At 58.5% G+C, this 1,123-nt stretch carries 2 protein-coding genes; both read right to left on the reverse strand.

Annotated elements, in window-relative coordinates; genetic code table 11:
- Positions 1-472, reverse strand: a 472-nt coding sequence (locus tag HP459_RS23040) for an ABC transporter substrate-binding protein (RefSeq protein ID WP_253939685.1), incomplete at its 3' end; no start/stop codon positions are given.
- Between the two features lie 23 nt (positions 473-495).
- On the reverse strand, positions 496-1,123 hold a 628-nt coding region (locus HP459_RS23045), incomplete at its 5' end, for an oligopeptide/dipeptide ABC transporter ATP-binding protein (RefSeq protein ID WP_171936936.1).

Here is a 1,123-nt window from a genome sequence, read left to right on the forward strand (position 1 = left end):
GGATATTAATAAACGCCGAGAACGGCTCTTTGAGGGTGATCTTCACCGTCGCCGGATCAATCACCTCGGTTTGGGCGATATTTTTATACAGGTTGTAGCGCTTAAGACCGTTTTCCGGATTGCTGGCTCGGTCCAGGTTGACCTTAACCGCCTCGGCGTTGAAGTCGGTGCCGTCCTGGAACTTCACGCCGGTACGGAGCTTAACGGTATAGACCAGCCCGTCGTCCGACACGGTATAGCCTTCCGCCAGCACGTTTTTCAGCTTCATCTCGCGGTCCAGGCCGAACAGCCCCTGGTAGAAGGATTTTGCCACCGCCTGAGAAAGGGTGTCGTTAGCATCATACGGATCCAGCGTCGTGAAGTTAGACCCCACAGCCACCACCACGTCTTTCGCCGCGAATGCGGGGGCGGCGGCCAGCGCAGCCGTCACGCTCGCGGCAAGCAGCCACTGACGAGCAACAAAAGGAACCATTGTGTTCTCCTGCCTGTTGTAAGTTATAACCGCGAGAATGCATTGCCCTGACGCGGGGGTGCGACAAAATGACCGGGACCGACTTCACGCAGCGCCACGCGCTCCAGAGTTTCGCCCCGTTTACGAATATTGCTCGGCATTTCGTCCTGCAACAGCACGCGCTGGGCGTGACGATGCTCAGGATCGGCAACCGGTACGGCGGCCATCAGCTTGCGGGTGTACGGATGCTGCGGGTTTTCAAATACCGCCCGACGGGGGCCAATTTCAACAATTTGCCCCATGTACATCACCGCCACGCGATGGCTGATCCGCTCAACCACCGCCATATCGTGAGAGATAAACAGAAACGCAATGCCCAAATCCCGCTGTAAATCGAGCAGGAGATTGATGATTTGCGCGCGGATGGAGACATCCAGCGCTGACACGGACTCATCCGCAATCACCACTTTCGGATTCAGGGCCAATGCCCGGGCTATGCAGATACGCTGTCGCTGACCGCCAGAAAATTCGTGCGGATAACGCCAGGCATGCTCCGGTTTCAGGCCCACGCGCTCCAGCAGCCACGCGACGCGGCGCTGCGCGGCTTCACCGTCGAGCAGGTTGTGCACCCGCAGCGGCTCCATAATCGAGTACCCCACCGTATGGCGCGGA

It is taken from the genome of Enterobacter sp. CM29, assembly GCF_013179605.1.
Classification (GTDB): domain Bacteria; phylum Pseudomonadota; class Gammaproteobacteria; order Enterobacterales; family Enterobacteriaceae; genus Enterobacter; species Enterobacter intestinihominis.